Origin of the sequence: Micromonospora sp. D93 (assembly GCF_018070365.1) — a bacterium.
Lineage (GTDB): Bacteria > Actinomycetota > Actinomycetes > Mycobacteriales > Micromonosporaceae > Micromonospora > Micromonospora ureilytica.
Genome location: NZ_JAGPXW010000004.1, coordinates 16603 through 42612, shown reverse-complemented (window position 1 = coordinate 42612; position 26010 = coordinate 16603). Strand labels below are relative to the sequence as shown.

The 26010-nt window shown below is 71.6% G+C and carries 17 protein-coding genes; 14 read left to right on the top strand and 3 right to left on the bottom strand.

What is annotated here, in order from left to right:
* Positions 1–55: 55 nt before the first annotated feature.
* Positions 56–2764, bottom strand: a complete 2709-nt coding sequence (locus KBX71_RS06270) for a glucosidase (protein WP_210817066.1) — start codon at positions 2762–2764, stop codon at positions 56–58.
* 42 nt (positions 2765–2806) lie between these two features.
* Here KBX71_RS06270 and KBX71_RS06265 point away from each other — a divergent pair, with 42 nt between their 5' ends.
* From KBX71_RS06265 to KBX71_RS06210, 12 genes are all read left to right on the top strand, one after another.
* A complete protein-coding gene (locus KBX71_RS06265; protein WP_210817065.1) occupies positions 2807–4750 on the top strand; it encodes an amylo-alpha-1,6-glucosidase in 1944 nt (647 codons plus the stop codon).
* Between the two features lie 137 nt (positions 4751–4887).
* A complete protein-coding gene (locus KBX71_RS06260; RefSeq protein ID WP_210817064.1) occupies positions 4888–6225 on the top strand; it encodes a glycosyltransferase family 4 protein in 1338 nt (445 codons plus the stop codon).
* Positions 6226–6308: 83 nt separating this feature from the next.
* Positions 6309–8009, top strand: coding sequence for a serine/threonine-protein kinase (locus KBX71_RS06255; protein WP_307846980.1), 1701 nt, complete (start codon positions 6309–6311; stop codon positions 8007–8009).
* A 119-nt stretch (positions 8010–8128) separates the two neighbouring features.
* Complete coding sequence (locus KBX71_RS06250; protein ID WP_307846979.1) at positions 8129–9754, top strand: protein kinase; 1626 nt, start codon at positions 8129–8131, stop codon at positions 9752–9754.
* A 103-nt stretch (positions 9755–9857) separates the two neighbouring features.
* Entirely contained in the window at positions 9858–10667 is an 810-nt protein-coding gene (locus KBX71_RS06245; RefSeq protein WP_210817063.1) for a metal-dependent hydrolase, read from the top strand.
* The gene (locus KBX71_RS06240; RefSeq protein ID WP_210817062.1) at positions 10664–11572 is read left to right on the top strand and encodes an amidohydrolase family protein; all 909 of its coding nucleotides are present in this window, start codon (positions 10664–10666) and stop codon (positions 11570–11572) included. The genes KBX71_RS06245 and KBX71_RS06240 overlap by 4 nt, the downstream gene beginning before the upstream one ends.
* 266 nt (positions 11573–11838) lie before the next feature.
* The gene (locus tag KBX71_RS06235) at positions 11839–12888 is read left to right on the top strand and encodes a LacI family DNA-binding transcriptional regulator (protein WP_247683057.1); all 1050 of its coding nucleotides are present in this window, start codon (positions 11839–11841) and stop codon (positions 12886–12888) included.
* Between the two features lie 84 nt (positions 12889–12972).
* Positions 12973–14277, top strand: coding sequence for an ABC transporter substrate-binding protein (locus tag KBX71_RS06230; protein WP_210817060.1), 1305 nt, complete (start codon positions 12973–12975; stop codon positions 14275–14277).
* 67 nt (positions 14278–14344) lie between these two features.
* Positions 14345–15313 carry a carbohydrate ABC transporter permease gene (locus KBX71_RS06225; RefSeq protein ID WP_210817059.1) on the top strand — a complete coding sequence of 323 codons (969 nt, stop codon included), beginning with the start codon at positions 14345–14347 and terminating at the stop codon, positions 15311–15313.
* 1 nt (position 15314) lies between these two features.
* Positions 15315–16187 carry a carbohydrate ABC transporter permease gene (locus KBX71_RS06220; protein ID WP_210817058.1) on the top strand — a complete coding sequence of 291 codons (873 nt, stop codon included), beginning with the start codon at positions 15315–15317 and terminating at the stop codon, positions 16185–16187.
* On the top strand, positions 16184–18415 hold the full coding sequence (yicI, locus tag KBX71_RS06215) for an alpha-xylosidase (protein WP_210817057.1): 2232 nt from the start codon (positions 16184–16186) through the stop codon (positions 18413–18415). The genes KBX71_RS06220 and yicI overlap by 4 nt, the downstream gene beginning before the upstream one ends.
* Positions 18412–19821, top strand: coding sequence for a GH1 family beta-glucosidase (locus KBX71_RS06210; RefSeq protein ID WP_210817056.1), 1410 nt, complete (start codon positions 18412–18414; stop codon positions 19819–19821). Before yicI ends, KBX71_RS06210 begins: the two co-directional genes overlap by 4 nt.
* Positions 19822–19900: 79 nt before the next feature.
* Here KBX71_RS06210 and KBX71_RS06205 read toward each other — a convergent pair whose 3' ends face one another.
* Entirely contained in the window at positions 19901–20494 is a 594-nt protein-coding gene (locus tag KBX71_RS06205; RefSeq protein WP_210817293.1) for an NTP transferase domain-containing protein, read from the bottom strand.
* 172 nt (positions 20495–20666) lie between these two features.
* Entirely contained in the window at positions 20667–22376 is a 1710-nt protein-coding gene (locus KBX71_RS06200) for a bifunctional 3'-5' exonuclease/DNA polymerase (RefSeq protein ID WP_210817292.1), read from the bottom strand.
* 120 nt (positions 22377–22496) lie between these two features.
* Here KBX71_RS06200 and KBX71_RS06195 point away from each other — a divergent pair, with 120 nt between their 5' ends.
* Positions 22497–24260: an ABC transporter ATP-binding protein gene (locus tag KBX71_RS06195; RefSeq protein ID WP_247683055.1), complete on the top strand. Its 1764-nt coding sequence runs from the start codon at positions 22497–22499 to the stop codon at positions 24258–24260.
* Positions 24261–24310: 50 nt separating this feature from the next.
* Positions 24311–26005: an ABC transporter ATP-binding protein gene (locus KBX71_RS06190; RefSeq protein ID WP_247683054.1), complete on the top strand. Its 1695-nt coding sequence runs from the start codon at positions 24311–24313 to the stop codon at positions 26003–26005.
* The last annotated feature ends 5 nt before the right edge of the window (positions 26006–26010 follow it).

The following is a 26010-nucleotide window of genomic DNA, read 5'->3' as shown; positions in this document are numbered from 1 at the left end:
AAGTTATGGCATTTCCGACATTGCGCAGTTGTGGGCGGGGCAAGGGCGGGCGGGGTCAGCGGCGGAGGGTGAGGATCAGGTCGGCGACCAGGGCCGTCCAGCCGGTCTGGTGCCAGGCGCCCAGGCCGGCACCGTTGTCGCCGTGGAAGTACTCGGGGAAGGCGATCAGGTCGCGCCAGTCCGGGTGGGTCTGGAACATCTGAGCGGCACCGTAGATCGGCCGTCGACCCCAGTCGTCCTGAGTGAAGAGCGCGATCAGCCGGGCCGAGAGGTCGTCGGCGATCTCGTCCAGGGTGTGCTTCACCCCGGAGCGGGTCGGGTACTCCACCTGGAGGTCGTCGCCGAAGAACGCCGCGTAGTCACGCAGCGCGCTGATCAGCAGGAAGTTCGTCGGCATCCAGATCGGACCGCGCCAGTTCGAGTTGCCCCCGAACAGTCCGCTCGTCGACTCGGCCGGTTCGTAGCCGACGGAGAACTCCTGCCCGCCGAGGGTCACCGAGAACGGCTTGTCCAGGTGCGCGCGGGACAGCGTACGGAGGCCGAAGTCGGAGAGGAACTCGTCCGGGTCGAGCATCCGGGCGAGCAGGCGGACGACCTGCTCCGGGCCAACCATGGACAGCAGTCGCTGCTGCCGACCGTCGGGGCCGAGGCGGCGGGTGCCGATCACCTGGGCGTACTCCGGGCGGTTGGTCAGGAACCAGCGCAGCCGGGCGCCCAACTCCGGTAGGTGGTGCAGGGTCCTCGCGGTGAGCCGGGTGGTGGCCGCCAACGGCAGCAGCCCGACGACGGAGCGGACCTTCAGCGGCACCTTCGTGCCGTCGGCGAGGCGCAGCACGTCGTAGAAGAAGGCGTCCTCCTCGTCCCACAAACCCTGCTCGTACGCGGCGGCGGCGATGTAGGCGAAGTGCTCGAAGAACTTGGTGGCGGTGTCCACCCAGGTCCTGTCGTGTTCGGCGAGCACGATCGCCATGTCCAGCAGGTTGAGCGCGTACATGCCCATCCAGCCGGTGCCGTCGGACTGTTCCAGCACACCGGCGACCGGCAGCGCCGCCGAGCGGTCGAACGGCCCGACGTTGTCCAGCCCGAGGAAGCCGCCCTCGAAGACGTTGTTGCCGCCGGTGTCCTTGCGGTTGACCCACCAGGTGAAGTTGAGCAGCAGCTTGTGCATCACCCGGGCCAGGAACTCGTAGTCCCGACCGCCATCGATCTCGAACACCTTCAGCGCCGCCCACGCGTGCACCGGCGGGTTCACGTCACCGAACGCCCACTCGTACGCCGGGATCTGCCCGTTGGGGTGCAGGTACCACTCGCGGAGCAGGAGCAGCAGTTGCTCCTTGGCGAAGGTCGGGTCGACCCGGGCGATGCTCACGCAGTGGAAGGCCAGGTCCCAGGCCGCGTACCAGGGGTATTCCCACGGGTCTGGCATGGAGATGACGTCGAAGCTGGTCATGTGCCACCAGGCGCTGTTGCGCCCGTGCCGACGCCCGGCCGGCGGTGGTGTCGAACCCGGGTCGCCTTCGAGCCACCGTTTGACGTCGAAGTGGTAGAACTGCTTGCCCCACATCAGCCCGGCGATGGCCTGCCGGGCGACCAGCGCCTCGTCGGGTGTGGCGGCCGGCGGGATCACTCCGGCGAAGAACCGGTTCGCCTCGGCCCGTCGCGCCCAGACCACTGCCTCGAAGCCGTCGCTGAGGTCGGCCGGGGGCGGCGGCGCGGCGGCCGGCGGCGAGGCGGTGCGGGTGAGCCGCAGCCGGATCTGGCGCTGCCCACCGGCGGGCACGTCGAGCACGTAGTGCAGCGCGCCCTTGGTGCCCTCCCGGGCCGGGTTGACAGTGGCCGCGCCGTTGACGACGTGGTCGTTGATGCCGTCCTTCGGGTACGGGGAGCGGCCGGGCAGGCCCCAGAGCCGTTCGGCGTTGGTGTCGTTGTCGCAGAGCAGCGGCACCGGCCCACCGTCGCCCTCCAGCAGCAGTTGGCCGAACACCCGGTGCTCGCCGACGAGCCGGGTGCCCTGGCCGGTCAGCTTCGGGATCCGGTCACCACCGGGCAGGCCCCAGGACCAGGTGTTACGGAACCACAGGGTGGGCAGGACGTGCAGGGTCGCCGCCCGGTCGCCCCGGTTGGCGACGGTCACCACCATGCACAGGTCGGTCGGGGACGCCTTGGCGTAGTCGACTGTCACCGCCCAGTACCTGTCGTCGTCGAAGATCCCGGTGTCCACCAACTCGTACTCGGTGTCGTCGCGGCCGCGCAACGCGTTCACCGCGACGAGTTCGTCGTACGGGAAGGCGGCCTGCGGGTAGTGGTAGCGCCAGCGCATCCAGGAGTGGGTGGGCGTGGAGTCCTCGTACCACCAGTACTCCTTGACGTCCTCGCCGTGGTTGCCGCCGTCGCCGCCGAGGCCGAACATCCGCTCCTTGAGGATCGGATCCTTGCCGTTCCAGAGGGCCAGGGCGAACGCGAAGGTCTGTCGTTCGTCGCAGACGCCGGCCATCCCGTCTTCATTCCACCGGTAGGCTCTGGACCGCGCGTGGTCATGCGGGAAGTAGTCCCAGGCCGTACCGTGCTCGCTGTAATCCTCCCGTACCGTCCCCCACGCCCGTTCGGACAGATAGGGACCCCATGCTCGCCAGTCCTGCTCCCCCGAGTCGGCCTGGGCGAGCCGGAGCCGCTCAGCGTCGGGTGGCGAGGCGTCGGAGGACGATCGGTCAGTGATCACGTGCACATCTTTGACGTCGCCTCGGTACTTGACCACAGCGGCCATTCTCGTCGTGGCGTGTTACACCTTGCCGCCGGTGGAGGAAAGTTGATCGACATTCATTTCGGCCCGCAGGTGTGCGGCGATCTGACCAGCGCGGCCAGCCGGGAGTGGCTGGTCCCCGACGGCCTCGGCGGCTATGCGATGGGCACTGTCGGAGGGCTGCGGACACGTCGGTACCACGGTTTGTTGGTGGTTCCTGGCGAAACGCCGGCGTCCCGCCAGGTGGGACTGGCCAGTCTCGATCCGGCGGTCACCCTGCCGTCCGGCGCGCGGGTGCGCCTCGGCGCGCACGAGTGGGCCTCCGGCGACGTGGACCCGCGCGGGTTCGAGCTGTTGGAGCGCTTCGACCTGGTCGACGGGCTGCCCCGGTGGCGGTGGCGGATCGGCGCTGTGGTGATCGAACGGGAGGTGGCCATGCTTCCCGGCCGCTCCTGCGTCGCTGTGGTGCACCGACTGGTCGCCGGTGGTCCCGTCCGGCTGGAGCTGTCGGCCGCCTGCACCTGGCGGGACGCGCACGGTGAACGGCGGGCCGACGGCCCGATCCCGCAGGTCGAGGCGGTGGCCGACGGCGCGGTCGTCGAGGGCGCGTACCGGCTCGCCGGGCCGGGTTGGGCGCCCGAGGGGCAGTGGTGGCTGGGCGTGCACCACCGCGAGGAGGCCAACCGAGGGCTGCACCCGGACGAGGACCTGTGGTACGCGGGCCGCTTCGCCGGCGAGTTGGAACGCCCCGGCGACACGGTGTCGGTGCGGGCCTGGGCCGGTCGACTCGACGAGGAGCCGCCGCCGGCAACGGAGATCGTGGCGGCGGCGCGACGGCGCAACCGGCGGGTGGTGGCGGCGGCGAAGCCGGCCGACGACGTGGACGCCACCCTGACGCTGGCCGCCGACGCGTTCGTGGTGCGCACTCACCAGGCGGCGGTGGACGTGGTGGCCGGGTACCCGTGGTTCGGGGCCTGGTCGCGGGACACGATGATCTCGTACGAGGGGTTGTTCCTCTGCACGGGTCGCGCCGACGAGGGGCGGGAGCTGCTGCGGGCGTACGCGGCGACGCTGTCCGAGGGGATGCTCGCCAACACGGCCGACACCGGTCGGGTGGAGTACAACACAGTCGACGGCACGCTGTGGTTCCTGCACGCGGTGAGCAGGCACGTCACCGTCACCGGCGACACCGACCTCGGCGACGAGCTGCTGCCCGCGCTGCGTGCCGTGATCGACGCCCACGTGGCCGGCACCCGGTACGGGATCCGCGTCGACCCGGCCGACGGGCTGCTCACCCAGGGCGCCGCCGGCACGGCGCTGACCTGGATGGACGCCCGGGTGTACGGGGTGCCGGTCACCCCGCGTACCGGCAAGCCGGTCGAGGTCAACGCGTTGTGGATCAACGGACTGGCCGGGCTCGCGGAGCTGGCCGAGCTGGCCGGGCAGGACGCGGACGAGCTGTGGCGACGCCACGGGCAGGCCACCGCCTCGTTCCGGGAGCGGTTCCCGGCCCCGACGGGCTGGCTGCACGACGTGCTGGACGCGCCCGCGCCGGCGTACCCGCTGGGTGGCGCCGCCCTGCACGACGACGACGCGTTGCGCCCCAACCAGCTGTTGGCCTGGTCGCTGCCGTACGCGCCGTTGGAGCCGGACGAGGCGACGCTGCGGCGGATCGCGGAGGGGCTGCTCACCCCGCTCGGGCCGCGCAGTCTCGCCCCGGACTCCACCGAGTTCGTGGGCCGGCACCGGGGTGGCCCGGCCGACCGAGATGGGGGCTATCACCAGGGCACGGTCTGGCCGTGGCTGCTCGGCCCGTACGTGGACGCCGCGCGTCGAGGAAAGATGTCCGTCGATGACTCATTCGTCGGCATTGAGTCACATTTGATGGAATACGGGTTAGGCTCGGTGAGCGAGACGGCCGATGGCCTCGCGCCGCACACCGCTACCGGCTGCCCGTTCCAGGCATGGTCGGTGGCCGAGCTGCTGCGGGTGCGGCGAAAGAGCCAGTAGCGCTTTACACGACCGCAACGGTGGTGTCGCCGCTGGTTATCGCGATCCCGGCAGGATTGGCCCCGATCCAGACGCGACGGCGACATCGATTCCGGTGTCGGTCGGCGCGCGCCCGGGGACAACTCAAAGGGGGCCGCATGGCACTCGACGCCCACGTGATCGACATCAACCCCGCCCGGCAGCTGCGGGTGCTGATGCTCTCCTGGGAGTACCCGCCGGTGCTCGTCGGCGGTCTCGGTCGACACGTGCACGCCCTCTCCGTCGCCCTCGCCGCCGCCGGCCACGAGGTCACCGTCGTCACCCGCCACTGCGAAGGCGCACCCCTGGAGGAGTACGCCGACGGCGTGCGCATCCTGCGCGCCCCCGAAGACCCCGTCGCCTTCCCCCTCGCCACCGGCTCGCTGCTGGCCTGGACCATGGCCTTCAACCACACCCTCACCCGCACCGCCCTACGCGCCACCCAGGCCGGCTCGTACGACGTCATCCACGCCCACGACTGGCTCGTCGCCCACACGGCCGTCACGCTCGCCGAGCACCTGGACCTTCCCCTGGTCACCACCATGCACGCCACCGAGGCCGGCCGGCACCAGGGCTGGCTGCCGGAGGAGATGAACCGCACCATCCACGGCGTCGAACACTGGCTCAGCAGTTCCTCCATTCGGGTGATCGCGTGCTCCGGGTACATGCGCGACCAGGTGACCGCGTTGTTCGACGTACCGGCCACCCAGGTCGACGTGGTGCCCAACGGGGTCGACGACCGGGCCTGGCGGGCCCGTCCGCGCGCTGTCGCGTCAGCCCGGGCACGGTTCGCCGGGGACGGCCCGTTGATCGGGTACGCCGGGCGGCTGGTCTACGAGAAGGGCGTCCAGCACCTGGTGCACGCCGTACCCCGGCTCCGCGAACGGCACCCCGGGCTGCGCGTGGTGATCGCCGGCGACGGCCCGTACCGCACCGAGTTGGAGGCCGAGGCCCGCCGGCTGGCGCTCAGCTCGACAGTCCGGTTCACCGGGTTCCTCGACTCCACCCAACTGCCGGCGATGCTCGGCGCCACCGACGCGACAGTGGTCCCCAGCCTCTACGAGCCGTTCGGCATGGTGGCACTGGAGGCGGCGGCCGCCGGAGCGCCACTGGCGGTGGCCCGTACCGGCGGCCTCGCCGAGATCGTCGAGTCCGGCGTGACCGGGGTGACGTTCCCACACAGTGACCCGGACGCGCTCGCCGGCGCGGTCGGTCAACTGCTCGGCGACGAGGTCTTCGCCCGGCGGCTGGCCCGCCGGGCCCGCACGATGGTCGGCGAGCGGTACGGCTGGGCCACCATCGCGGCCCGCACCGCCGCCAGCTACGCCACCGCCCGACGCGAACACGGCCCCGTGCAGGCCCGCCGCGCCGCCGCCCGACTGGCCGGCGGGCGGACCAGGCTCGCCATCCCGGAGGGGAACCTGTTCGCCGCCGCCGCCGAGCACGCCGCATGCTGAGCTGAGTCGGACGACCGATAGGTGACTTCCGATCCGCTGGTTAGGGTGTAGCCCGGACAGCGGCTGAGGAGGAGCGTGCACAGGTGCTGATCGCCGGTCGGTACCGGCTGCTCGACCTGGTGGGTCGCGGGGGCATGGGTCGGGTGTGGCGTGCCCGCGACGAGATGCTGCACCGCGAGGTGGCGGTCAAGGAGATCGTCCCACCGAGCTGGTTGGACGATCGCGAACGGGCCGAGGTGCGCTCGCGCACCATGCGGGAGGCACGCGCCGCGGCCCGCCTCAACCACCCCGCGGTGGTCCGGCTCTACGACGTCGTCGCGGTCGACGGCAGCCCATGGATCGTCATGGAGTACGTCCCGTCCCGCACCCTCCAGGACGTCGTGGACGCCGAGGGGCCCCTGGAGCCGGCCCGCGCGGCCCGGATCGGCCTGGCCGTGCTCGACGCGCTGCAGGCCGCGCACACCGCCGGGGTGCTGCACCGCGACATCAAACCGCAGAACGTGCTCGTGGCGCACGACGGTCGGGTGATGCTCACCGACTTCGGGCTGGCCACCTTCGACGGTGGCGACGGCGCGATGACCCGCCCCGGCATGGTCCTCGGCTCCCCCCAGTACGTGGCCCCGGAGCGGGCCGCCGAGGGGGTGTCCACGGTGGCCGCCGATCTGTGGTCGCTCGGCGCGACCCTGCATGCCGCAGTGGAGGGGCAGTCCCCGTACGCCCGCAGCACCGCGATGGCCACCCTGAGCGCGCTGGCTGCCGGCCCACCGGATCCGGCCCCGCACGCCGGGGCGCTCGCGCCGGTGCTCGACGGGCTGCTGCGCCGCGACCCGCGCGACCGCCTCGACCACGACACGGCCCGTCGGTTGCTCAGAACGGCCGCGACCGGCCGTGCCGACGGGGCGTCGGCGACCGACCGGTCATCGGCCGACGGGCCGGCCCCACGGTCGGTTGGCCAGCCCGCAACGGCCGACGACCCTGACGACCAGGACCCCACCGTTCCGCTGCCCGACCCGGACGCCCCGGCCGCGGCCGGCGCTGCCTCCCCCACGCCGGCCCCGGATCCGGCGGCCGCCGGGCGTACCGCGCGTCGGGTGGCGGTGGTCGCCGTGGCGCTGCTGGTCGCCGTCGTGGCCGGCGTCGGCACCGCGCTGACAGTTGCCGGTGACAAGCCCAGCGACATCACCGCCTCGTCCTCCCCGCCGCCGAACCGTCCGCCCAACGGCGGGCCGTTCGGCCCCGGCCCACCGCCCGGCCCGCCGCCGAATGGGCGCGACATCCCCCCGCCCCCGTTCGCCTGTGTCCGCCCGGACATCGCCGGTACGGCCGTGCAGGCCGGCACACCGAACTCGGGCGAAGAGTTCCGGCCGCCGCCCGGCTGGGTGTGGCACGCCGACACCGCCGGCTTCCGGGTCTCCGTACCGGCGACGTGGCTGACCTCCCGCGACGGCACTGTGGCGTGCTTCCAGGACCCGGCGACCGGCCGGGCCTTCAGCGTCGCCGAGGGTGGCGCCGTCGATCCCCTGGAGCGGCTGCGGACCGCCCGCGAGGCGGCAGCCGGGGCCGGTTCCCTGCCGGGGTACGACGAGATCCGGCTCGCGGCGGGCGATGGTGGAGCCGAGTGGGAGCTCCGCTGGCAGACACCGCACGGGCCGTGGCTGCGCGCCCGGCAACAGATCCTCGGCGCCAACCGCTGGACGTTGGGTTGGATCACCCGGGACGAGGACTGGGCCGGGGCCGCCGCCGACTGGGATCTGGTGCGAAAGAGTTTCCGACCACCCCGCTGACCTGCACCGTATGGCCATGATCGGGACCACCGTCCGGCGTGGATCGAGGCCGCTCAGTGGATGAGAAAGCCGACATTGGTGGCTATCGTGGATCCCGGGGTGACCGAGGGGGAGCGACCGTGCATCAGTTGCTGATCGCGGGTCGGTACCGGCTGCTCGACCTGGTCGGCACCGGCGGAATGGGCCGGGTGTGGCTTGCTCGCGACGAGATGTTGCATCGCGACGTGGCGCTGAAGGAGGTCGTGCCGCCGTCCTGGCTGGCCGAGACCGAGCGCGAGGAGTTGCGGCTCCGAACCCTGCGTGAGGCCCGCACCGCCGCCCGGCTCAACCATCCCAACGTGGTCCGCCTCTACGACGTGGTGCACGACCGGGACAGCCCCTGGATCGTGATGGAGTACGTGCCGTCGCGGTCGGTGCAGCAGATCATTAGCGCCGAGGGACCACTGAGCCCGCAGCGCACCGCCCTGATCGGGCTGGCGGTGCTCGCCGCGTTGCGCGCCGCGCACACCGCCGGAGTGCTGCACCGCGATGTGAAGCCGCACAACGTGCTGGTGGCCGACGACGGGCGGGTGGTGCTCACCGACTTCGGGTTGGCCACCTTCGACGGCGGTGACGGTGCGATGACCGGGCCCGGCACGGTGCTCGGCTCGCCGCAGTTCGTCGCCCCCGAACGGGCCCGCGAAGGGGTGTCCGACGCCCGTACCGACATGTGGTCGCTGGGCGCGACGCTCTACGCGACGGTCGAGGGGAAGTCACCGTACGCACGCTCCAGCGCGATGGCGACGCTCAGCGCGCTGGCCACCGAACCACCGGATCCGATGCGTCGGGCCGGTCCGCTGCGTCCCGCCCTCACCGGCCTGTTGCAGCGCGACCCCTGGCGGCGGTTGACCGCCGCCGAGGCGGAGCCACTGCTGCGCAGCGCCGCGGCGAGCCACGACGAGCCCGCCGGGTCGGTCCGGTCCTCGGCGGTCGCGGCGGTCCGCAGCGCCGGCCGGGCCATCGCACCCCGCCCGGTCGAACCGGTGGTCCCGTCGGACGAGCCGGCGACGCCGATCCCGCGCCCGCAGCGCCGACCCCGCCGGCGACGGCGCCTGATCGCCCTCGGTGGCGCGGCCACGGCCCTGCTCCTCGCGGGAGGCGTCACGCTGGCCCTGGTCAACCGGCACGACGAGCGGACGCCACCGTCCGGCTCCGGTGGTGGCGCGCCGACCTCCCGGCCGGCGGCGTTCGCCTGCGCGTCGCTCCCGCCACCGTCGGCGACCCCGGTGGTGTCGGTGTCGCCCCCGAGCGACGTGAAATATGGGCTGCGCGAGGGTTGGACCTGGTACGACGACCCAACCGGGTTTCGGATCGCCGCGCCGGTGGGTTGGGCGCGCTGGACCGAGGGCCCGGTGACCTGCTTCCGGAAGTCCGGAGGGTCCCGGGTGCTCAGCGTGGAGGCGGGGCCGGCCCGAGCGGACCCGGTGGCGCACTGGAAGGCCGAGGAGGCTCGACTGACCGCGAGTGAGGCGCTGCCGGACTATCGCAAGGTGGACATCTCCGCGATGGACATCTTCGAGGGGGGCGCGGTGTGGGAGTGCGGCTGGCAGAACGCCCTGGGCGTTCCGGTGCACAGCTTCCGGCTGCTGGCCAACACCTCGGCCGACCGCTCCTACACCGTCTCGTGGTTGACAGAAGAGTTCGACTGGCAGGTCAACGCGGCATACTTGCCGATGATCCGGCAGAGCTTCACCCCCACCCTGTGACGCGGTCCGATGTGGACCTTCCGGGTGATGCCCCTGCGGCGCCGACGCTGACTACAGTGGCGTAGTTTTGGGCGCTCAAGATCCCTGGGGAGGGTGAGCCGAGATGATGGGACCGCAACACGCGCTGTCCGGCGCGGCGGTGTGGCTGGCTGGCTCCTGGGCACTGGAGCAGTTCGCCGACTACCACCAGTCGCCGCTCGCGTTGGCGGTGGGCACCGCTGTGTGCGCCGGTGGCGCGCTCTTTCCCGACCTCGACATGTCGGGCAAGGTGACCAAGAACCAGGGCGGGGCCACAGTGGCCCGCACCTTCGGGGTCTTCTCGCTCTTCGCCGCCGAGGTGATGGAGAAGATCTCCCTCGGGGTCTACTACGCCACGAAGCTCAGCAAGGACCCGCGGCGCAGCAACGGGCACCGGACGCTGACCCACACGCTGCCGTTCACAGTGCTTGTCGGTTGGGGCACCACCGCGCTCTGCGCCGCGTACGGCAAGTGGGCGGTCATCACCATCCTGTTCTTCATGTTCGGCCTGGCGTTGCGCGGGTTGTTCGACGAGTGGGCCGAGCGGGCCGGATGGGTGATCATCACTCTCGCCTCGGCCGGGGCGGCCTGGTTCACCTTCGCCAACCTGCCGGGCGGACGCGGTTATCCGCTGATCGGCACCGCGCTGGGCATCGGCTGCTTCGTGCACATCCTCGGCGACATGATCACCCGAGCCGGCGTGCCGATCCTCTGGCCGATCCCGATCAAGCGCCGCATGTGGATGATGATCGGCCTGCCGAACAGCATCGCCCTGCGCGTCGGCAGCAAGGCCGAAGTGGTGGGGATGCGCATCGCACTGACAGTCGTCTCGGCGCTCGCGACCGTCGGCCTGATCGCGCCCTCGGTGCTGAGCCGATTCGACATCGACATATGACCGATCCGGCACCGGCAGTCCCGCCGGTCGCGGACGAGCGCGTACCGGAGTTCTGCCGCGCGCTGGGGCTGCCCGGCCTCGCCGACGTGCACGTGCACTTCCTACCGCCGCGACTGCTGCGTCGGGTGTGGGCCTACTTCGACGCCGCCGGGCCGCTGGTCGGCACCGAATGGCCGATCCTCTACCGCTGGAGCGACGCCGACCGGGTCGCGCACCTGCGCCGGCTCGGCGTGCGGGCGTTCAGCGCGTTGGCGTACGCGCACCGGCCGGGCATGGCGGCGGACCTCAACCGCTGGACACTGGATTTCGCCCGCGACACCCCGGGGTGCCTGGCCTCGGCCACGTTCTACCCCGAGCCGAAGGCCCCCGGGTACGTCGAGTCGGCCCTCGCCGAAGGTGCCCGAGTGTTCAAGCTGCACCTGCAGGTCGGCGGCTTCGCGCCGACCGATCCGGCGCTGGACCAGGTGTGGGGGATGTTGTCGGACGCGGGGACGCCGGTGGTGGTGCACGCCGGGCACGCCCCGGTGGGGACCGCACACACCGGGCCGGATCCGTTCGCCGCCCTGCTCGCCCGCCACCCTCGGCTGACCGCCGTGGTCGCGCACATGGGCGCCCCGGACTACCGGGCCTTCCTGGACCTCGCCGAGACGTACGAGCGGGTCCGGCTGGACACCACAATGGCGTTCACGCCCTTCTTCGATCAGTTCGTCCCCTTCCCCGCCGACGAGTTGCCCCGGTTGCGCGAGTTGGGGCTGGCCGGCAAGGTGCTGCTGGGCAGCGACTTCCCGAACATCCCGTACCCGTACGCCGAGCAGGTGACCGGGCTGGCCCGACTGGACCTGGGCGACGACTGGCTGGGCGCGGTCTGCTGGAACAACGCCGCCACCCTCTTCAACCTCCCCTGACCCGCGCCCCCCGCCGCCCATCGGCTCCGCGATCTTGCACTTTCTGTCCCGACACAAGGTGCACATCCCTCCGTATCGGCAACAGGAAGTGCAAGATCGGCGCGGTCTGCTCGTTGCCCGAACGCTGTCTGAATTCTTTTCGACATCGGCTATTGACGTCGCCGTAACAGGTGGCCTAGCGTCCTGTCGAACCGCTTCGTCGAAACGCTTCGACGAAGCTCGGGAGCGGTCCCACCCCAGGCCGGAGGAGGTGCGCGGTGGCCACCATGCACGACGTCGCCCGCCTCGCGCAGGTCTCGGTCAGCACCGTCTCGTACGTGCTCACCGGCACCCGGCCGATCTCGCAGGCCACCCGCAACAAGGTGCTCGCCGCGATGGCCCAGCTCGACTACCAGCCCAACGCGATGGCCCGAGGGCTGGCCAGTCGCCGCAGCCGGATCCTCGGCCTGCTGATGCCGATGGACGAACGCGGGCTCGGCGCCACCGAGACCGCCTTCGTCACCGGCGCCGCCGCCGCGGCCAGCGTCGCCGGCTACCACCTGGTGCTCTCGCCGGTCGGCGGGGGCAACCTCGACGACCTGCGTCGGCTGGCCAGCCAGCGGATGCTCGACGGGGTCGTGCTGATGGAGGTCCAACTGGCCGACGAGCGGGTCACAGTGCTCCAGGAGGCCGGGGTGCCGCTGGTGCTGATCGGCCGTACCGGCGACACCAGCACGCTCTCCTACGTCGACATCGACTTCGACCAGACCGTCCGGGAGGCCGTCGCGCACCTGGTCGGCCTCGGGCACCGGCGGATCGTCTACGTCAACCACTCGGCCGCCACGCTGGCCAGCGGTTACGGGCCCGCGCTGCGTACCCGTGACGCCTTCACCGCGGCGATGACCGGGCACGGCCTGGAGCCGGTGATGATCGCGGCCGAGGACAGCGCCGCCGGCGGGCGGGCCGCGCTGGCCGCCGCGTTCGCGCGGGCCCCGGAGCTGACCGCGGTGTTGGCCATGAACGAGACGGCGATCTTCGGCATCCTCGGCGAGTTGACCGGCCGCGGCTTGTCCGTGCCCGACGACGTCTCCGTCGTCTCGATGGTCACCTCGCCGCAGGTCGCCGAGTTGGCCACCCCGGCGCTGACCGCGATGACGTCACCCGGTTCGGCGCTCGGCCGGATCGCGATCGAGGCGCTGACGCGCCACCTGGACGGCCCCGCTGACCTTCGGCACCAGCAACTGCTGCCGTGCGCGTTGGAGATCCGAGGGTCGACCGCCGCGCCACGGCGGCCGGCACTTGTTACTTCTGGTCCAGCGTCGAGCGACGGCGACTGACCAGTGAAAACGGCCCGCCATCGCGCTGCAACGCGACGACGGGCCCCGTGAAGTACCGGCTAGTACTCAACGAGGAGGATAGTAATGCAGCGATTCCACCGGCTCGTCGCCGCGATCGCCCTGGCGGCGACCGCGACGACCACCGTGGCCGCCTGCGGCGGTGGTGACAACGGGGACAACAGCGACGCCAAGGTTCTGAAGCTCTGGCACTACGAGAGCGAGAACAGCGCCATGGGGATCGGCTGGAACCGGGCTATCGAGCTCTTCAAGTCCGAGCACCCGGGCGTCGAGGTGCGCTTCGAGCGCAAGGCGTTCGAGCAGATCCAGCAGAACGCGGGCATGATCATCAACTCGTCCGAGGGCCCGGACATCATGGAGTACAACAAGGGCAACGCGACCGCCGGGCTGCTCTCCTCCCAGGGCCTGCTGGCCGACCTGAGCAGCGAGGCAGACAAGCGCGGCTGGGCCGGCAAGCTCAGCCCCAGCCTGCAGACCACCGCCCGGTACAGCGACAAGGGCGTGATGGGCTCCGGCAAGTGGTTCGGTGTGCCGAACTACGGCGAGTACGTCACGGTCTACTACAACAAGGACCTGTTCCAGAGCAACGGCGTCAAGGTCCCGACCACCATGGCCGAGATGACCGCCGCGATGGACACCTTCGTCGGCAAGGGCGTCACCCCGCTGGGCATGGCCGGTGCCGAGTACCCCGCCGGGCAGCTCTTCTACCAGCTCGCCCTGTCCAAGGGCGACCGGCAGTTCGTCGACAACTACCAGCTCTACAAGAACCCTGTCGACTTCAAGGCCGACCCGCTCAAGTACGGCGCTGAGACCTTCGCCCAGTGGGTGCAGAAGGGCTACGTCGCGAAGAACTCGGCAAGCCTCAAGGCCGAGGACATGGGCACCGCCTTCATCGCCGGCAAGGTTCCGATGATCGTCTCGGGTAGCTGGTGGTACGGCCGTTTCAAGACCGAGATGAAGGCCAACTGGGACACCTTCCTCTTCCCCGGCAACACCCTGCAGGCCGGCTCCTCCGGCAACCTCTGGGTCGTCCCGGAGAACAGCAAGGCCAAGAGCCTGGCGTACGACTTCATCGACATCACCCTGCGTCCGGAGATCCAGGATCTGATCGGCAACAACGGTGGTGTTCCGGTCGCCGCCGACGCGTCGAAGATCAGCGACCCGAAGGACCGCAAGCTGATCGAGGACTTCAACACGGTCAGCAAGTCCGACGGGCTCGCCTTCTACCCGGACTGGCCGGTCCCCGGCTACTACGACGTGCTGGTCTCCGGCTTCCAGGGTCTGATCAACGGCTCGAAGTCGCCCGACCAGGTCCTCGACGCGATCGCCAAGCCGTACGCCGATGGCGTCAAGGAGATCACCGGCAAGTGACACGGCGAGCGGCGGGCGCGACCGGCACGACCGGCGCGCCCGCCCGCCCCGCCGGGAAGGATCTTCCATGGCAGTCTCCGAGACGGTCGCCGCCACACCGCCGGCCGCGACCCCCATCCCGCCCGCGCCCAGCCGCAGACGCCGCGGCCGCAACGCGGCGTACTGGCTCTACCTGCTCCCCGGAGCGGTGCTCTTCCTCCTGGTCATCGGCGCACCGCTGCTCGGCACGCTCTACCTGTCGTTGACCAAGTGGTCAGGCATCGGCGACCCCACCTGGATCGGCCTGGACAACTATCAGCAGTTGCTGCACGACGACGTGTTCTGGGCGTCGTTCCGCAACACCGTCTGGATGCTCGTCGCGATGGTGGTGGTGCCCACGGTGCTCGGGCTGCTGCTCGCCGCGGTGCTCTTCGACGTCATCGGCCGCCGGTTCAAGCCCCGCACGGCCGCCGCGCTGCGGGCCGCGTTCTACCTCCCGCAGGTGCTGCCCGTCGTGGTGGCCGGCATCGTCTGGGGCTGGATCCTCCGCCCCGACGGCGCGTTCAACAGCCTCCTCGACGCGGTCGGTCTCGGCGCGCTACGCCACGACTGGCTCGGTGACCCGGGCACCGCCCTGCCGGCCGTGATGGCCGTGATGATCTGGGTGCAGATCGGCTACCCGGTGGTCGTCTTCATGGCGGCGTTGCAGCGGGTCGACCCCGAGCTGTACGAGGCAGCCGAGGTCGACGGCGCGAACTGGCTGCACCGGTTCCGGGCGATCACCCTTCCGCAGATCCGGCCGGAGACCTTCGTGGTGGCCCTGACCTGCACGATCGCCGCGTTGAAGGTGTTCGGGCCGATCTTCGCCCTGACCCGGGGCGGCCCGGACAACGCCACGAACGTGCCGTCCTACTTCGCCTACTACACGTTCTTCAAGAAGCTGCAGGTCGGTTACGGCTCCGCGATCTCCACGGTGCTGACACTGATCATCGTGGTGGTGGCCGGTGTCTTCATCTGGATGCAGGCCCGCAGCGAGCGCCGGGACCGGGGGTTCTGACATGGCCGTGATCACTCCAGCGCCGGTCCGCGCGCCCGTCCGCGATCGACACCACCGCGGCGTCAGCCGCTGGGTGATACTCGCCCTGGTCATCCTCGGCGCGCTCGTCATGCTGGTGCCGTTCGCGTTCATGCTGCTCAACGCGTTCAAGTCGCCCGGCGACTACTCGTCGGGCGGCCCGCTGAGCTGGCCGACGGAGTTCTACACAAAGGGTCTGCGCACGTACTGGACCGAAGTGAACTTCCCGCTCAAGTTCTGGAACTCGGCGGTCATCGCCGGCTCGGTGGCAGTGCTCGGCGTCGCCGTCTCACTGCTCAACGCGTACGCGCTGGGCATCGGCCGGGTCCGTGGCCGGCTGTGGATCGTCGGGCTCTTCCTGCTGGCCAACATGCTGCCGCAGGAGGCGCTGATCTACCCGCTGTACTACGTGGCCAAGGAGGTCGGGCTCTACAACACCCGACTCGCGGTGATCATCATCTTCACCGTGATCCAGAGCGCGTTCGGCACCTACCTGCTCGCCTCGGTGATGGGCACGTTCCCGCGCTCGCTGCTGGAGGCCGCCGCCCTGGACGGCGCCGGCAAGTGGACGGTGCTGTGGCGGGTGGTCTTCCCCAACCTGCGGCCCACCCTCGCGGTGCTGCTCATCTTCTTCTTCATCTGGACGTGGAACGAGTTCCTCATCCCGCTGGTCATGCTGATCGACAACCAGACGCAGACCATTCCGGTCGCGCTGGCGTCGTTGCAGGGCGACCGGCTGATGGACGCGCCGACCACAAACGCCGGCGCGCTGATCAGCCTGGTGCCGGCCATCCTCTTCTTCCTCATCTTCCAGCGCACTCTGGCGCGCGGCATCACGGCAGGAGCCGAGAAGTGAAGTTCACCGACGGGTACTGGCAGCTGCGCCCCGGCGTCAGCGTCCTGCGCCCCGGCACAGTGGAGTCGGTCGAACCGGACGAGCGTGGCTTCACCGTCTTCGCACCGACCGGTCCGATCACCGGACGCGGCGACACCCTCAACCGGCCCCTGGTCACCGTCCGGTTCTTCTCCCCCGCCCCCGGCGTCATCGGGGTGACCATCGCCCACCACACCGGAGGGCTGCCCCGCGAGCCGCACTTCGGGCTGAGCACCGACGAGACGCACCCGGTCACCGTCGACGTCACCGGGCTCAGCGCGACGCTGACCACCGGCGAGCTGACCGCGCGGGTCGCGCTCATCGACGGGTGGCGGGTCGACTTCCTGCACGGCGACCGGCTGGTCACCGCGTCCACCGCCCGCAGCATCGGCGTCGTCACCGACGCCGAGGGCCGCCGGCACGTGCACGAACGGCTCGCGCTGGGCGTCGGTGAGACGGTGTACGGGCTGGGCGAGCGCTTCGGCCCGTTCGTCAAGAACGGGCAGACCGTCGACATCTGGAACGCCGACGGGGGCACCGCCAGCGAGCAGGCGTACAAGAACGTGCCGTTCTATCTCAGCAGCGCCGGCTACGGGGTCTTCGTGGACCACCCGGAGCACGTGTCGTTCGAGGTCGGCTCCGAGGTCGTCACGCAGACCCAGTTCAGCGTCGAGGGCCAGTCGCTCACCTACTACGTCATCGACGGGCCTCAGCCGAAGGACGTGCTGCGCCGGTACACCGCGCTCACCGGCCGGCCGGCCCGGATCCCCGCCTGGTCGTACGGCCTCTGGCTGTCCACGTCGTTCACCACCTCGTACGACGAGAAGACGGTGACCGAGTTCGTCGACGGGATGGCCGAGCGCGGGCTGCCGCTGTCGGTGTTCCACTTCGACTGCTTCTGGATGCGTCAGTTCCACTGGGTCGACTTCGTCTGGGACCCGGCGACCTTCCCCGACCCGGAGGGGATGCTGCGCCGGCTGCACGAGCGTGACCTGAAGGTGTGCGTCTGGATCAACCCGTACATCGCGCAGCGCTCGTACCTCTTCGAGGAGGGCCGCGAGGCCGGTTACCTGGTGCGCAACCCGGACGGCTCGGTCTGGCAGTGGGACAAGTGGCAGGCCGGCATGGCGCTTGTCGACTTCACCAACCCGGACGCGGTCCGCTGGTTCACCGGCAAACTCAAGGCGCTGCTGGACATGGGCGTCGACTGCTTCAAGACCGACTTCGGCGAGCGCATCCCGACCGACGTGGTGTGGCACGACGGCTCGGACCCGCAGCGGATGCACAACTACTACTCGTACCTCTACAACAAGGCGGTCTTCGAGCTGCTGGAGACCGAGCGCGGCGAGGGCGAGGCGGTGCTGTTCGCCCGCTCGGCCACCGCGGGCGGGCAGCAGTTCCCGGTGCACTGGGGCGGCGACTGCGAGTCGACGTTCGTCGCGATGGCCGAGTCGCTGCGCGGCGGGTTGTCCCTGGCGGCTTCCGGCTTCGGCTACTGGAGCCATGACATCGGCGGCTTCGAGGGCACTCCCGACCCGGCGGTGTTCAAGCGGTGGGTCGCCTTCGGGCTGCTCTCCTCGCACTCCCGGCTGCACGGGTCCGGCTCGTACCGGGTGCCGTGGGCGTACGACGAGGAGGCCGTGGACGTGCTGCGGCACTTCACCCACCTCAAGCTCGGCCTGATGCCGTACCTGGCGGCCGCCGCCCAGGAGGCACACCGCGACGGCACGCCTGTGATGCGGCCGATGTTCCTGGAGTTCCCGGACGACCCGGCGACGGCACACCTGGACCGGCAGTACATGCTCGGCCCGGACGTGCTTGTCGCCCCGGTGCTCAGTGCCGACGGCGACGTCACGTACTACGTACCCGCCGGCACCTGGACGCACCTGGTCACCGGCGCGCAGGTCACCGGCCCGGCCTGGCTGACCGAGAAGCACGGCTTCGACAGCCTGCCGGTGCTGGCCCGACCGGGCGCGGTCATCCCGTTCGGCTCCCGCACCGACCGACCGGACTACGAGTGGGCCGACGATGTGCGGCTGCGGGTGTACGCACCGACCGAGGGGCAGCGGACCCGGGTACGGGTACCGTCACCCGGCAACGGACCGGGCGCCGAGTTCGACGTGCGCTACGAGGGTGGGACGGCCAGCGCCGAACTGGTCGCCGGCACCTCGACGGGCTACATCTGCGAGATCCAGGGGACGGAACGATGACGCAACACCACTTCCCGGAGAGCTTCGTCTGGGGGTCGGCGACGGCCGCGTACCAGATCGAGGGCGCGCCGACCGAGGACGGGCGCGGACCGTCCATCTGGGACACCTACAGCCACACCCCCGGTCGGACCCTCAACGGTGACACCGGTGACGTGGCCGCCGACCACTACCACCGGTGGGCCGACGACCTCGGGCACATCGCCGACCTCGGGCTCGGCGCGTACCGGTTCTCCATCTCCTGGCCCCGGGTGCAGCCGGGCGGCTCGGGCCGGTTCAACCAGGCGGGCATCGACTTCTACTCGCGGCTGGTGGACGGCCTGCTGGAGCGGGGCGTCCGCCCGGTGGCCACCATGTACCACTGGGACCTGCCGCAGGAGCTGGAGGACGCCGGCGGATGGGCGGCGCGGGAGACCGCGTTGCGCTTCCAGGAGTACGCGGCGGGCATCGTCGGTGCGCTGGGCGACCGCGTGCACACCTGGACGACGCTCAACGAGCCCTGGTGCTCCGCGTACCTGGGTTACGCCTCCGGGGTGCACGCGCCGGGCCGGACCGAGCCGGCGGCGGCTCTGGCCGCGGTGCACCACCTCAACCTCGCGCACGGCCTGGCCGGTCGGGTGGTCCGGGAGCTGGCCCCGTCCGCCGAGCTGTCGGTGACGTTGAACCTGCACGTCATCCGGGGCGCGTCCGACTCGGCTGCCGACCAGGACGCGGTCCGGCGGATCGACGCGTTGGCGAACCGGGCGTTCCTCGGCCCGATGCTGGACGGGGAATACCCGGCCGACCTGCTGGCCGACACCGCCTCCGTCACCGACTGGTCGTTCGTCCACGAGGGCGACGAGAAGCTGATCGCGGTGCCGCTGGACGTGCTCGGGGTCAACTACTACTCCAGCACCCTGGTCCGGGCCTGGGACGGGGTGTCGGCCCGTTCCGACGCCGACGGGCACGGCGCGTCGACCTCCACGCCGTGGGTCGCCGCTGACAACGTCGACTTCCTGCCGCAGCCCGGCCCGTACACGGCGATGGGTTGGAACATCGACCCGCCGGCCCTGACCGAGCTGCTGCTGCGCCTCCAGCGCGAATACCCCAGCCAGCCCATGATGATCACCGAGAACGGCGCGGCGTTCGACGACGTGGTGTCGGCCGACGGGCACATCCACGACGACCGGCGGATCGACTACCTGCGTCGGCACATCGGCGCGATGGCCGACGCCCGCGCGCAGGGCGCGGACGTGCGCGGCTACTTCGTGTGGTCACTGCTGGACAACTTCGAGTGGGGCTACGGCTACGACCGTCGCTTCGGGATCATCCGGGTCGACTACGACACCCAGGTACGCACCTGGAAGGACAGCGCCCACTGGTACCAGCGCCTCGCCGCCACCGGCGAGCTGGACCAGGCACAGGACTGACGAAGAGCGTGATGCCGGTGAGTCCTCATGATGACTCACCGGCATCACCCACATCGGGGAGCCTGGCAGGACGGGCCCCTCAGACCCCGACCCGCTGCGGGGGCACGGTGAGCCCGTACAGCTCCATCAGCTCCGGGGTGTCGATCCGGCTGCCGTCAGCGACCGAGTCGCAGGCGATGTCGACGATCTGGTCCTTGTGCGCCAGCAGGTACGGCCGGGCGCCCACGTCGGCGCTGGCCAGGGTGGCGATGCCGGGCCAGTGCCGGCGGCCGAACAGCATCGGGTAGCCGCGCAGCCCGTCGTAGGTGGCGCAGACCAGCACGTCCGGGTACGGCAGCGCGGCCACCCGGCTGACCGCCGTGGCGCTCAGGCCCGGCATGTCGACCGGGACCACCACCACCGCCTCGATCCCCTCGTCGTCCATGGCGGCCAGGCCGGCCCGGATCGACGAGCCGACGCCGGTGCCCCACGCCTTGTTGATCACAACTATGGCCTTGCCCAGATCGGCGGTCTTCTGGACCTGCTCGGCGGCGGCACCCAGTACGACCACGATCTGCTCGCAGCCCGCCTCGGTCATCGTGTCGATCATCTGATTGACCAGGGGCTTGTCTCCCTGGTGCAGCAGCGCCTCCGGACCACCGATCCGTCGTCCCCCGCCTGCGGCGATGATCATTCCTGCGATCCGGTTCAGCTGCGCCCCCTCCAGCACGGGACGGACCGTGACCGATCCGTCCCCTCCTACGGACACTGCAACGAGGACGGCCAGCCGAGGGTGGCGGGGCGAAAAGGAGAAATAGCACAACCGTTACACGGCCGGCATCCCCCGACACGGGACCCTCCGTCGGTCAGGCCGCGTCGGCGTAGCAGTCGACGATGGACAGGTCCAGCGGAAACCGGACCGGCGTCGCACCGAAGAGCAGCGCGGAGGCTCGCTCGCCGGACCGGTTGACAGCCTCCGCGACCGCGTCCGCCTGACCGGCGGGCGCGTGCACGACCACCTCGTCGTGCTGGAAGAAGACCAGCTCCGCATCGGTGCCGGACAACTCCGTCCGCAGCGTGGCCAGCAACGTGGACGCCCACTCCGCCGCGGTGGCCTGGATGACGAAGTTGCGGGTGAAGCGCCCCCGGGACCGCGCGGCCCGCGCCCGCGGACTGTGCGGGTCGGCCGCCCCCTCCGGGTCGGAGGGCTCGTCGTCGAGATCACCGAACCCGGCCGAGCCGGGCGGGCACGTCCGCCCCAGCCACGACCGGACCAAACCACCCGTCTCGCCGGTACGCGCGGCCGCCTCGACGTAACCGAACGCCGTCGGGTAGCTGCGCTTCAGCACCGCCAACGCGGGCACCGCAGCCCCACCGGTCTGCCCGTACATCGCGCCGAGCAGGGCCACCTTGGCCTTGGCCCGGTCACCGCCGAACGAGTCCCGGGCCAGCGCGGCGTAGAGGTCACCGGCACCGCCCGCCGCCGCCAGCCGCGCGTCGCCGGACACCGCGGCCAGCACCCGAGGCTCCAACTGGCCGGCGTCGGCGACCACCAACCGCCAGCCCGGATCGGCCACCACCGCCCGCCGGATCACCTTGGGGATCTGCAACGCGCCACCGCCCCGGGTGGCCCACCGGCCGGAGACGACGCCACCCGGCACGTACTCCGGTTGGAACCGGCCACCCCGCGCCCACTGATCGAGCCAGGCCCAGCCGTGCGCCGTCCAGATCCGGTAGAGCTCCTTGTATTCCAGCACCAGCGGCACCGCCGGATGGTCCACGCCACGCAGCACCCAGGCCCGGGTGTTGGGCAGCTCCACCCCGACCCGGGCGAACGCCTTCAGCAGCTCCGCCGGGGAGTCGGTGTGCAGGCGGCGTACGCCGAGCGCGTCGGCGATCCGGGCGGCCAACTCGGCAAGTCGGCGTGGCGGCCCACCGACTGGGGACGCCTCACCGAGCAGCTCGTGCAGGATCTCGTTGTGCACGTCGGCACGCCAGGGCAGCCCGACGACGCCCATCTCCACAGCGATCAGCGCGCCGGCCGACTCGGCGGCCACCAGCAACCGGAACCGGCCGGGGTGCTCGGTCGCGGTGATACGGGCGAGCTGGTCGGCGTACACCCGGGTCAGTGCCTCGATGCCCGGGCCCGGCGGACCGGGCACTGTGTCGAAGAGCGCGCCCTGGCCGTGCCCGGGCGGCGCGGCGGCGCGCGGCGGCGGGTCGGGCGGCACCGCCGAGCCGGTCAGCCGGGCCCAGGCGGCGGCCAGCGAGCGGGGCTCGCCCCAGCGGCCCGCGTGCCCGAGCAGCAACGCCTCGGTCAACTCCACGTCGTGACAGCGATCGACCCGGACGCCCGCGCGCAGCAGCGTCGGGTAGACCGCCGGAGCGGTCGACCAGACCCAGCGCGGGTGCCCGGCGGCCTCGCGCGCGGCGACCGCGGCGACCAGGTCGTTGACGACCTCGGGCGGGCCGGTCGGCCGACCGGCGGCGTCGAGCGGGCACAGCACTCCCCCGCCCCGCTCGTCGGACACCACCGCCACCAGCACGAACGTGATTCTGCCTCTTCCCTGCGACAGAAACGGAGGCGCACCTCACCATGATCGGGTCGGCAGGGTGTCGGGGCCGGTCGGTAGCGTGACCAGGTGCCTCCGCAGATCCCGCATCCCGATCCTGGCACCCCCGACACCCGCGGTCCGATGCGTTACCTCTGGTGGCTGGTCCGCTGCCAACCCTGGCGGGTGCTGCGCGGCAGCCTGATCGGCACGGCCTGGATGATCGGGCTCTCGGCCCGGCCCTACCTGATCTATCGTGCCGTCGACGACGGGCTGCGCGCCGGCGACACCCATGCCCTGGCGCAATGGGTCGCGGCGATCGTCGTCGCGGGCGTGGCCCTGTCCTACCTGGGCATCATGCGGCACCGCACGATGACCTTCATCCGGGAGGACGCCAAGGCCCGCTCGGCGGAGGTCCTGCTGCGTCACCTGTCCCGGATCGGCGCGGTGCTGCCCCGCCGGGTCGGGGCGGGCGAGGTGTCCACCATCGGTGGCTCCGACATCGACTGGACGGCGCAGGTGCTGACGCTGACCGGGCCGGGCGTCGGCGCGATCATCGCGTACGGGGTGATCGCCGTGGTGCTCTGGTCGATCTCCCCGATGCTGGCGCTCTGCGTGCTGGTGGGGGTGCCGGTGGTCGGTCTGGTCGTGGGGCCGCTGCTGCGCCGCCTGGAGCGGGCCGAATCGGTCTACCGCCGGCAACAGGGCGCGCTCACCGCCCGATCCGGTGACATCGTGGCCGGGCTGCGGGTGCTCGCCGGGGTGGGCGGCCGGGACCTGTTCGCCCGGCGGTACGCCGCCCGGTCCCAGGATCTGCGCGCCGAGGGTTACCGGGTCGGCGCGGTCAACAGCTGGATCGACGCCGCGACGGTCGCCATCCCCGGCTTGTTCCTGGCGGCGGTGGTGTGGTTGACGGCCCGGATGGCGGTGACCGGTGACGTCACGATCGGCGAGTTGGTAGCCGTCTACGGCTACGTGGCGACCCTGATCGTGCCGGTCTGGTTTCTGCTGGAGGGTAGCCACCAGCTCATCCGGGGTCGGGTCGCCGCCCGGCGGATCGCCGACCTGCTCATCGTGACACCTGACGACGTCGGTGGCCCGGGTCGCCGGTGGCCGGATGCCGTGCCGGAGGCACGCCGGCCGGGCTCCGCGCCGGAGGCACGCCGGCCGGATGATCCGCGCGCGCCGGACGGCCCGGCCGACCTGCACGACCCGGTGACCGGCCTGACCGTGCGCGCCGGCCGGCTGACCGGCGTGGCGGCAGACGATCCGGCGGCGGCCGTGGCGTTGGCCGACCGGCTCGGCCGGTACGTCGCCAGCGGCGTCACCTGGGGCGGCGTGCCGCTACGCGAGGTCGCCCTGGACGAGGTCCGCGCGCGGATCCTCGTCGCCGACCACGACTCGTACCTCTTCGCCGGCACGCTGCGCGACATCCTGCGCGCCGGGGCCGACGATGACGAACGCCTCGGAGCGGCCCTGCGGACCGCCTCGGCGCAGGACATCGTCGACGCCCTGCCCGCCGGGCTGGACACCCCGATCGACGCCCGAGCCCGGACGCTCTCCGGCGGTCAGCGCCAACGGGTCCGCCTGGGCCGGGCCCTGAGCAGCGAGCCGGAGGTGCTGATCCTCGTCGACCCGACATCGGCGGTGGACGCGCACACCGAGGCGCGGATCGCCGAGCGTCTGCGGGCCGCGCGGGCCGGGCGGACCACAGTGGTGATCGCCACGTCACCGCTGCTGCTCGGCCGGGCCGACCTGGTCGCGCACCTGAGCGCCGGCCGGATCACCGCCACCGGCGACCACGCCGACCTGCTCGACCGCGACCCGGCCTACCGGCACCTGGTGGCCCGCGGCAGCGAGGACCCCGATCCGACGCAGTCCGCCGACACCGAGGAGGCGTACCGGTGAGCCGGCTGCCGGTGGCCGACCGCGGCACCGTACGCCGGGCCCTGCGCGACATGATCAGCCGGCACCGGCGCGCCGTCGGGATCGTGCTGGCGTTGCACAGCGCCGCCGCGGTCGCCGGGCTCGCCCCGCCGTGGCTGCTGGGCACCATCGTCGACCGGGTCACCGCCGGCGCGGGCGTGGCCACTGTGGACCGGCTGGCGCTGGCCATCGCCGGCTGCGTCCTGGTCAGTGCCCTGCTCTCCCGATACGCCCAGTACGCCGGCCACCGCTTCGGCGAACGCGCCGTCGCCGAGCTGCGCGAGCAGTTCGTCTCCCGGACCCTCGGGCTGCCCGTCTCGGTCGTCGAACGGGCCGGCTCCGGTGACCTGGCCACCCGCAGCTCGGTCGACGTGTCGACGGTCGGCACCACCGTCCGGGACGTGGTGCCCACCATCGTCATCGCCACGGTGCAGTTGACGTTGCTGTTCGGGGCGGTCTTCCTGCTGCACCCACTGCTCGGGCTGGCCGCGCTGGCCGGGCTCCCGTCGATCGTGGCGGTGACCCGCTGGTACCTGCGCCGGGCCAGCTCCGCGTACCTCACCGAGGGCGCGGCTGCGGCCGAGCTGACCGAGACGCTGACCACCACCGCCGAGGGCGCCCGCACGGTCGAGGCGCTGCGCCTGGCCGACGACCGGATCCGGCACGGCACCAGCCGCATCACACTGGTGTGGCGGGCCCGTCGGGCGACCCTCGCGCTGCGTACCGTGTTCTTCTCGGTCGTCGAGGCCAGCTATCCGCTGCCGGTCGCCGTGGTCCTGCTCGTCGGTGGCTACCTGCTCTCCCGGGACATGGTGTCACTCGGCGCGGTGGTCGCCGCCGCGCTCTACCTGCAGCAGGCGATCGACCCGTTGGACCGGCTGTTGCAGTGGACGGAGCAGGCGCAACGCGGCTTCGCGTCGTACGCCCGGGTGCTCGGCGTCGGCCTGGTCCCACCAGAACCGCCCGGCACGACGGCCTCGTCACGCGGTGAGCGGCTCGTCGTCCGTGGGGCGCGGTTCTCCTACTCCGACGACGGGCCGGACGTGCTGCACGGCATCGACCTGCAGGTGCAGCCCGGTGAGCGGCTGGCCGTCGTCGGTCCGTCCGGCGCCGGCAAGTCCACACTGGCCCGACTGCTGGCCGGGATCGACGCGCCTCGGCACGGCGTCGTCAGCATCGGCGGCTGCCCGGTCACCGACCTCGACCCGGCCGAGCGACGCCGCCGGATCGCCCTGGTCACCCAGGAGCACCACGTCTTCATCGGCTCGGTCCGCGACAACCTCTCCTTCGCCGCGCCCGACGCCTCCGACGCACAGATGCGCGCCGCGCTGCTCACCGTGGGCGCCGAGTGGTTCGCCGAGCTGCCCGACGACCTGGACACCCAGCTCGGCGACGGGGCCCGTCAGCTCGGTGCGGCCGAGGCCCAGCAGCTGGCGTTGGCCCGGTTGGTGCTCGCCGACCCGCACACGCTGATCCTGGACGAGGCGACCGCCGCGCTCGATCCGTCCACCGCCCGACGGACCGAACGCGCGCTGGCCGCGGTGCTGGTCGGGCGGACCGTCATCGCGATCGCGCACCGGCTCAACACCGCGCACGACGCTGACCGGGTCGCCGTGCTCGCGGACGGCCGGATCACCGAGATCGGCAGCCATGACGAGCTGGTCGCTGCCGGTGGCGCGTACGCCGCCCTGTGGCGCTCCTGGCACACCCGCGTCGACGAGCGGTGAGGCGC